Source organism: Staphylococcus kloosii (assembly GCF_032139365.1).
Classification (GTDB): Bacteria; Bacillota; Bacilli; order Staphylococcales; family Staphylococcaceae; genus Staphylococcus; species Staphylococcus kloosii_A.
This window is the reverse complement of record NZ_JAVTDB010000066.1, coordinates 1-8,373: the sequence shown is the minus strand read 5'-3', so window position 1 is coordinate 8,373 and position 8,373 is coordinate 1. Positions and strand designations below refer to the sequence as shown.

7 protein-coding genes are annotated in these 8,373 nt (G+C 32.7%); 3 read left to right on the top strand and 4 right to left on the bottom strand.

Features of this window, described 5'->3' with window-relative positions:
- The coding region (locus RPL90_RS08595; RefSeq protein ID WP_313547783.1) for a transglycosylase family protein at positions 1 to 153 on the top strand (153 nt) is incomplete at its 5' end.
- 139 nt (positions 154 to 292) lie between these two features.
- Here RPL90_RS08595 and RPL90_RS08590 read toward each other — a convergent pair.
- Positions 293 to 2,119, bottom strand: a complete 1,827-nt coding sequence (locus RPL90_RS08590) for an APC family permease (protein ID WP_313547781.1) — start codon at positions 2,117 to 2,119, stop codon at positions 293 to 295.
- Positions 2,120 to 2,603: 484 nt separating this feature from the next.
- On the opposite strand from RPL90_RS08590, the gene RPL90_RS08585 reads away from it, so the two are divergent.
- Both RPL90_RS08585 and RPL90_RS08580 read left to right on the top strand, forming a co-directional pair.
- On the top strand, positions 2,604 to 3,665 hold the full coding sequence (locus RPL90_RS08585) for an LLM class flavin-dependent oxidoreductase (protein WP_313547776.1): 1,062 nt from the start codon (positions 2,604 to 2,606) through the stop codon (positions 3,663 to 3,665).
- A gap of 12 nt (positions 3,666 to 3,677) precedes the next feature.
- Positions 3,678 to 4,244 (top strand): NADPH-dependent FMN reductase, encoded by a 567-nt coding sequence (locus RPL90_RS08580; RefSeq protein ID WP_313547779.1) that lies wholly within the window; start codon positions 3,678 to 3,680, stop codon positions 4,242 to 4,244.
- A gap of 79 nt (positions 4,245 to 4,323) precedes the next feature.
- Here RPL90_RS08580 and melB read toward each other — a convergent pair whose 3' ends face one another.
- The 3 genes from melB to RPL90_RS08565 form a co-directional block, all read right to left on the bottom strand.
- Positions 4,324 to 5,709 (bottom strand): melibiose:sodium transporter MelB, encoded by a 1,386-nt coding sequence (gene melB / locus RPL90_RS08575; RefSeq protein ID WP_313547773.1) that lies wholly within the window; start codon positions 5,707 to 5,709, stop codon positions 4,324 to 4,326.
- An 85-nt stretch (positions 5,710 to 5,794) separates the two neighbouring features.
- Positions 5,795 to 7,093, bottom strand: a complete 1,299-nt coding sequence (gene melA / locus RPL90_RS08570) for an alpha-glucosidase/alpha-galactosidase (protein WP_313547770.1) — start codon at positions 7,091 to 7,093, stop codon at positions 5,795 to 5,797.
- A 172-nt stretch (positions 7,094 to 7,265) separates the two neighbouring features.
- Positions 7,266 to 8,150, bottom strand: a complete 885-nt coding sequence (locus tag RPL90_RS08565) for an AraC family transcriptional regulator (protein WP_313547767.1) — start codon at positions 8,148 to 8,150, stop codon at positions 7,266 to 7,268.
- Positions 8,151 to 8,373: the final 223 nt, after the last annotated feature.

Sequence of the window (8,373 nt, the reverse complement as noted above, 5' to 3'; positions counted from 1 at the left end):
GGTAAATATCAATTCCTACAATCTACATGGGATTCTGTAGCACCGTCAGAATATCAAGGTAAATCTCCTACAGAAGCACCTGAATCAGTTCAAGACCAAGCAGCTCAGAAACTATATGACACAGAAGGCGCTTCACAGTGGGTAACTGCATAAATAGTTAAAATTAATTCACTATAATTTTAATAACGCATGAATCAATTCTTATAAGGTAATAAGAACTCCCTTCATTATTAAATGAAGGGAGATTTTTTGTATCATAAATGATAAGTTAATTACATATTTATAAGGTTGCTTATACTTTTAATTTATAAGGTATTGTCGATAAAACAATATTTTTTCGATAAAATAAATGAACTTTTAACATAAAACTTGTTTGATTGTGTAACAGGTTATGCCAACGTTTCTTTGTAATAAACTGAGGTATGATTACGGTAATCATATAATTTTCAGCTTTCACTTTATTATTAATTTTATCAATAAAGCGAGTGATTGTTTTTATTACATTTCTATATTCTGAATGAATGATAACTAGCCGTATATTTGGATATAATGATTGCCACTTTTCTTGTAATTTTTGATCGTTTGTTTCGCCGATCGATACATGGACAACGATAATATCATCCGCAGTCAATTGAGCGTACGAAATAGATTTCTTTACGGCATTAGTAATACTACTGATTGGTATTATTGCTAAATTTTTACTTTGCACACATTCTTCATTTTCTAAATTATCTACATCTAGTTGTTTGGATATATTTATATAGTGCTTGTGTATAGCTACAAATATAAAAACGACTATAGGTAAAAATATTAAAATTGGCCATACATGAGTAAATTTAGTAATTAATAAAATCATCAAAATGGTAAAAGTTATGAGCGCACCAAATGTATTAACGATTAATTTTTTCGGCCAATGGTTAGGGCGTTCTGTTATCCATTTCAACACCATACCGAGTTGAGCTAAAGTGAATGGAATAAACACACCAACTGCGTATAAAGGAACTAAGTTTTCTGTTTTTCCATTAAATGCGATAATGAGTAAAATAGCAAATATTCCTAAAATGATTATAGCGTTTGAATAACCTAATCGATCGCCACGAACTACAAACATATGAGGCATGTATTTATCCTTTGCCATATTTGCAGCTAATAAAGGAAACGCTGTGAAACCTGTATTGGCAGCTAGAATAAGTATCAATACGGTTGTAGCTTGTATGAAATAAAAAGCAACGTTGTCTCCGAAAACTTGTTTAGCGAGTTGCGACAATACTGTCGTTTCTTTTTGTGGCATTATGCCATAATAGTAAGTTAAAAAAACGATGCCAATAAGCATAAAAGCTAAAATACCGCCCATGACAGTCAATGTTTTTACAGCATTTTTAGGTGCAGGATTTTTAAAATTATTTACAGAATTTGATATTGCTTCTACGCCCGTTAACGATGACGCACCAGATGAAAATGCTTTTAATAGTAAGAATAAAGTAACACCTGGCGCCGAATGTCCGATTATTGACGTTTGTTGTGGTTCAACTTGTCCAGTGGAAACTTTCCAAACACCTACGATTATGAGCGTAATTAATCCAAAGATAAATAAATATACAGGATAAGACAATACGGTAGCTGATTCAGTTAAGCCCCGTAAATTTAAAATCAAAATGAATAGGACTAATGTACAAGCTATAAGGATGCGATAATCATATAAATTCGGAAATACTGCTACAAAGGCGTCTGTCCCAGAAGAAATACTTACAGCAACAGTTAAAATATAATCTACAAGTAAGGATCCTCCAGCTAACAAAGACCATTTCTCTCCAAGGTTATGCTTTGATACTGTGTAAGCCCCTCCACCTTCTGGATAAGCATAAATAACTTGTCTATAAGATAAAACTAATGTGACTAACAAAATCAATATGAAAATTGTTAAAGGTAAAGTATACCAAGCTGCCACAGCACCTAATACAGAAAGTACAATTAAAATTTGTTCAGGGCCGTATGCAACAGATGATAAAGCATCTGACGACAATATTGCCAACGCTTTCGTATTACTAATTTTTTCGTTTTGTAATTCTTTGTTTCTTTTTGGTTTACCAATTAATAATCTTTTAGCTAATGAAAATATCATTTATACCCACCTGCTTATATTTATTGAGATTGAATATATTCCTAATGGCAACAAAAGGATATATATACTTATACGCTCAATAAAATTGAAAGTATATAGCTGTATAGAACATTTAAATGAAAAATGACACTTAATATAACAAAAGTATATAAATATTTATTGTAGCTTTTAATTGTTTTGATTTTTATCTAATTAGTGATATTGATATGACAATATTAATTTGAAATGGCAACCCCTGACATGACAGTTATATTAAATCATGTGTTAAGATTAAGGCAAATTAAAGAAATAAATCGTTAAAAATATACGAAGAGAGATAGTTACTTTTATAAAAGAAAATTGGTTTAATGTTAATCATTAATCTCTATTATGAATAATTGAATCAGCAGTGAAGTTTTGCCAATGAACTTTCATTAGTTACAAACATTTAATAGCGTAAATGTAGAAATAGAAAATAACTGAACGATAGAGGTGTTTGAATATGGGCAATTTAAAAATGAACGAAAATAACAAACTCGAATTTGGATTGTATTCTTTAGGTGATCATTTACTTAATCCACATAATGGTGAAAAGGTAAGTTATGAACAGCGTATTCATGAACTTATAGAGGCAAGTCAACTTGCGGAACAAGCTGGTATCGATGTTTTTGCGGTAGGTGAAAGCCATCAGGAACATTTTACAACGCAAGCACACACTGTAGTATTAGGTGCTATTGCACAAGCTACGAATAAAATTAAAGTTTCAAGTTCGTCCTCAATTATCAGTGCTGCTGATCCTGTAAGGGTGTTTGAAGATTTTGCGACGATCGACTTAATTTCTAATGGTCGGGCAGAGGTTGTTGCTGGTAGAGCGTCACGTACAGGTATTTTTGATTTGTTTGGTATAGATTTAAGAGACTATGATGAACTATATGAAGAAAAATTAAATTTACTATTAGAATTAAATAACAATGACCGCATTACTTGGTCTGGTAAATATCGACCGGAATTAAGAAATATGAAGATTTTCCCAAGACCAGTTGATGATAATCTTCCAATTTGGAGAGCGGTTGGTGGCCCGGCTGCGAGTGCAATTAAAGCAGGTCGTCAAGGCGTACCAATGATGATTACCACATTGGGCGGTCCAGCGATGAATTTTAAAGATGCTGTAGATCAATATCGTATGACCGCGGAAGAAGCTGGTTTTGATACATCTCCTGAGTGCCTACCAGTAGCAACGGCAAGTTTGTTTTATACGGCTGAAACATCACAACAAGCAATGAGAGAATACTATCCTCATCTTAATACGGGGATGTCATTTATTCGTGGTGTGGGTTATCCAAAGCAACAATTTGCAGCAGCCACTAACGAAAAAGAAGCATTAATGGTGGGGAGTCCTCAACAAATCATTGAAAAATTGTTATATCAACATGAACTATACGGACACCAAAGATTTATGGCACAAATTGACTTTGGTGGCGTACCATTCGATAAAATCATGAAAAATATCGAATTAATTGGGAATGACATTATACCAGCAGTTAATAAACATTTATCTAAATAGGAGTGGAATATGATGAAAATAGCATTATTATCTGGTTCACCGGTCGGCTCAAAAACTAGGGTGGCTATAGATAGATTGCAAGAAGCGCTAGCAGAGCAAGAAGAAAATCATGAAATTACGTTACTAGATTTAAGAGAGCTTCATATTCAACAACCGGATGGGCGTAATTATTTAGATACTGAGGGAGATACATTACATTTAACTACTACATTAATGGAAGCGGATATTATCTTTATTGGATTTCCTGTCTTCCAAGCTGCCATTCCAGGCGCGCTTAAAAATGTCTTTGATTTATTACCTGTTAATGCATTCAGAAACAAAATAGCTGGATTAATTGTTACTGCAGGCTCTTCAAAGCATTATTTAATTCCTGAATTGCAATTAAAACCTATTTTAGGTTATATGAAAGCACATGTGATGCAAACGTATGTATTTATTGAAGAAAGTGACTTTTCCAATAAACAAATCGTTAATGACGACGTGCATTTTAGAATTACGATATTAGCCCAAGATACAGTACGCATGGCAAAGGTATATAACCAAATACTCCAAGAAGAAGATGACCAATACGATTTTTAGTTATCATGAAATTAAAAATTTAATGCTGTAATAAGAAACATACTAAGATTAGCTATGTTTCTTATATAATTAGCTGATATTAATAGTTTTCATGATTGTGCTTCTTTTTATTTCTGAGATTTAATACTGAAACGATATCTTTTAAATAACCTCCTTTTAAATTATAGCTAAATCGATAAATAATATAGCTAATAATAACACTAATAATAGGTAGTGCAATCATGACAAAGCGTAGCCCATTTTTAGTATAATCACTTTGCATTTGACCAGGTTGATAACCGAAAATTTCTAAACTCCAACCTGTTAATAATGCTGCTACTGCCATCGCTACTTTCATTAAAAATGTTTGTGTAGAAGTAATAACACTTTCATTTCGTTGACCGAATTTCATTTCACTATAATCGATAACATCAGCAATAGAAACAGTTATAATTCCCATGATAAGACCGGTACCTATTTTAATTAATGCAGTACCAATAATTACAGGAATCATAGCTGTTGGGAATAAAAAGCTAGCACATAACAGTATAAGTAACCCTATAGATAATGACGTAGCAGCTATAGGAAAGGCATGTTCACGTGATAACCATTTAGAAACTTTAGGAAACATAAGTAATGCTATAATTTCCATAAAGCCCATACCATTATATAAAGCGAACAAGAACTTAGATTCTGCGACGTAACTAAAGTAGTATATAGCAACATTTCCTAAAATTTGAATGCTTAAGAAAAACGTTACGAGTATACCAATATATGCGAGTAACTCTTTATTCATAAATAAAATGCGCCATATATCTTTAAAGCGTAATGTAATACCTGTATCGATATTAGTTGGCGCTTCATATACATTTCTTACAGTAATAGTTATAGCAACGATAAATATCACTGCAATAATGACTGTTAGCATAAAGAATCCAGTAGATTGACTACCATTGCCAAACGTATCAGCAAAATATAAAACAACGCTTAACCCGATAGTGCCGACAAGAAGATTGGCAAAACTAGCAAACACACGTGGAATAATAGAAACTTCTTCTCGTTCTATTGGATTATTAGTTAGGTTTGGGAGCCATGACCAATAAGGGACGTCCATCATTGTATAGGTCATTCCCCATAAAATGTATAATATAGACACAAATACATATAAACTTGTACCAGTTAAGCCAAAATTCGTGAAAAGAACGACTGTCACAACGGCGTTGGTTAATGTTCCTATGACTAACCAAGGTCTAAATTTTCCCCATTTAGTTTTTGTTTTATCAACGATCATACCCATAACAGGGTCGTTAATCGCATCCCATATACGAGCGGCGAAAAATAAAGTTCCGACAAAACTTGCTGCAATGCCTAATACATCTGTGAAATAAAACATTAAAAATGTACCAGTCAGACCTACAACTAAATCTTTACCAAATGCGCCAGTACCAAATGAATATTTTGCTTTACGGGTTACCTGTCTTTTCAAATAAAATCCCCCTTAATACTCACGCTATTTAAAGCGCTTACAAAATAGTGTGAGAAATTTTTTGTTTGAACGTTGTTGCATATTTTTAGTTGTAAGTAGGTAACCAGTCACCATGTGCTTCAATTAAATCATCGCACAGCGCAATAATATCAGAAATCGATAATTCAGCTGCTGTATGTGGATCTAACATCGCGGCTTGATAAATCTTTTCTTTCTTTTGAGTTAACGCAGCCTCTATCGTCAATAATTGCGTATTAATATTTGTGCGATTAAGTGCAGCCAGTTGTTCTGGTAAGTCTCCAATGTAAGTTGGGTTAACGCCACTTGCATCGACTAAACATGGTACTTCCACGACTGCATTTTTAGGTAAGTTACTAATTAAGCCACCAGCATTTAAGACATTGCCACCAATTTTATATGGTTCGTTTGTTTCCATGGCTTCAATAATATAAGACCCATATTCATGTGTACGCTCATGAGTGAGGTTTTGGTCATTAACAATATCATCACGCATATGTTGCCATGCTTCTATTTGATTTACACAGCGTCTCGGATATTCATCGAGTGGAATATTATATTGTTCTATTAACTCAGGATACTCACTTTTAATAAAATAAGGATGATATTCTGCATTATGTTCGGATGACTCTGTGACATAATATCCAAATTTGTCCATTAGCTCAAAACGCACCATGTCATTATGTGTAGATTGTTGCTTTGCTTTCGCACGTTTTTTAATTTCAGGATATAAATCTTCGCCGTCACGCGTGATTTCGAGTAACCACGCCATGTGATTAATACCGGCTATTTTTGATTGAATATGATCTGTTGGAAGGTCTAATGATTCTAGAAGGTCGTTTGCGCAAACTTGGACACTATGACACAAACCAACCGTTTTTATGCCTTCTTGCAACATGATATTCGTTAATACGGCCATAGGGTTGGTATAATTTAAAAACCATGCATCAGGACAAACTTCTTTAATATCTTGTGCAAATGCTTGCATGATAGGAATTGTTCTTAAATTACGAAAGATACCGCCGATGCCCAATGTGTCAGCAATCGTTTGTCGTAGATTGTAATTTTTAGGGACCTCGAAATCAGTAATCGTCGCTGGATCATACCCACCAACTTGAATGGCGTTTATGACATATTTTGCTCCTCTTAATGCTTCTTTTCGGTCTTGATATGAACGTACAGTTACAGTTGAATTCATACCTTTTTTAAGATTATTTAACATCATTTCCGAATCATTTAAACGCGCTTCATTGATATCAAATAATGCAAATTCAAAATCTTGTAAAGCATCTACTGTCATACAGTCACCTAAAACATTTTTAGCAAAAACAGTACTACCTGCGCCTAGAAAAGTAATTTTTTTCATAATATGTACCCCTTTTAGTAATAAATGATGGGTTCGAACCTCAGAAATATTAAACTTACTCGTATTGAATAATTAAGTACTTAGTATTCGCTATAGCTTATCTATAGGTTAGAGATTATTTAATTACTATTCAACTGTAATTTTTTCTGAAAAAAGTAAAATATTGCTGTTTTTAATCTGTGAATATTTTATTTACTGGCATCATTGTCGTATCTTTTCTATATTTGCTAGGGGAGAGACCGATTTTCTTTTTAAATACTTTACTAAAATAATTAGTCGAATGAAAACCGACTTCTTGAGCAATCCAATCTATACTGACATTATTTTGCGATAAGTAAGGCAATGCGTTATTGATACGTATATTGGTTAAATAATTGATAGGCGTTTCGTTTACATATTTTTTAAATTGTCGAGTGAAATGATATTTAGATAACTTAGAAACCTCAACGATATCTTCTAAGGTGATATCTTGCTTATAATTTTTTTTAATAAATTGAGTAGCTTTAACTATGGAAATAGGATAATCGTTTGGTCGCTGTAAGCCATATTCAAAATATTCGACGCATTTCATAATAAATGAATAAGCAGCAATAGAACCAATGTAACTATTAGTTATGCCTGTAGTTTCAATGGTTTCTAAAGTTTTAAAGATGTGTTTAATCGGTTCAGAATGAAGCGGTAATGTGAAAATATGACCATGGTTTTTAGTGATATTATTAAATAGTCTATTAGCTTCTTCTCCGAATACTGTATAATACAAAAACTCCCATTCATTCGATTCTTGCGGTAAATAATAGTTATGATCGCTTGGAACTTGGACGAAAAAAGCATCGCCCGCATTTAAAGTATATGTCTTATTTTTTATGCGAATAGCACCATGCCCCTTTAAAGTATATTGGAAAATAAAGATATTATTTTCCTTGCGATTGAGTCCATTCCATTGATAACTATGTTCTTGTTGTAGTTCGTACCCAATCGAATTTAAGCCGACTACTTTATTTTGATGTTCTCCTGTAAATCTAAAACCATAGGCATTATAAGCGAAAAATCCCTCCATTGTTTAACCTCCAAAAATTAGTGATTTGTTTATGTTAAGAATCAACTATATAAATAATATTAATATAATTAAAAGATGAAGCTACTACTACTTTAAGTAAATACTTCTTCACTGTTAACAATAACTATTATGAATGATATGTTTAAAAATAAATAATTTATATAATTTTAAGATGATTTAGATTTAATTGCTAGTAATTTTTTTGAAAGTAAAAAGTTGCATA

What these genes read in the sequence shown, in the direction of transcription:
- RPL90_RS08585 (WP_313547776.1), top strand. Translation starts at nt 2,604, where the DNA reads ATGGGCAATTTAAAAATGAACGAAAATAACAAACTCGAATTTGGATTG.
- RPL90_RS08580 (WP_313547779.1), top strand. Translation starts at nt 3,678, where the DNA reads ATGAAAATAGCATTATTATCTGGTTCACCGGTCGGCTCAAAAACTAGG.
- melA (WP_313547770.1), bottom strand. Translation starts at nt 7,093, where the DNA reads ATGAAAAAAATTACTTTTCTAGGCGCAGGTAGTACTGTTTTTGCTAAA.
- RPL90_RS08565 (WP_313547767.1), bottom strand. Translation starts at nt 8,150, where the DNA reads ATGGAGGGATTTTTCGCTTATAATGCCTATGGTTTTAGATTTACAGGA.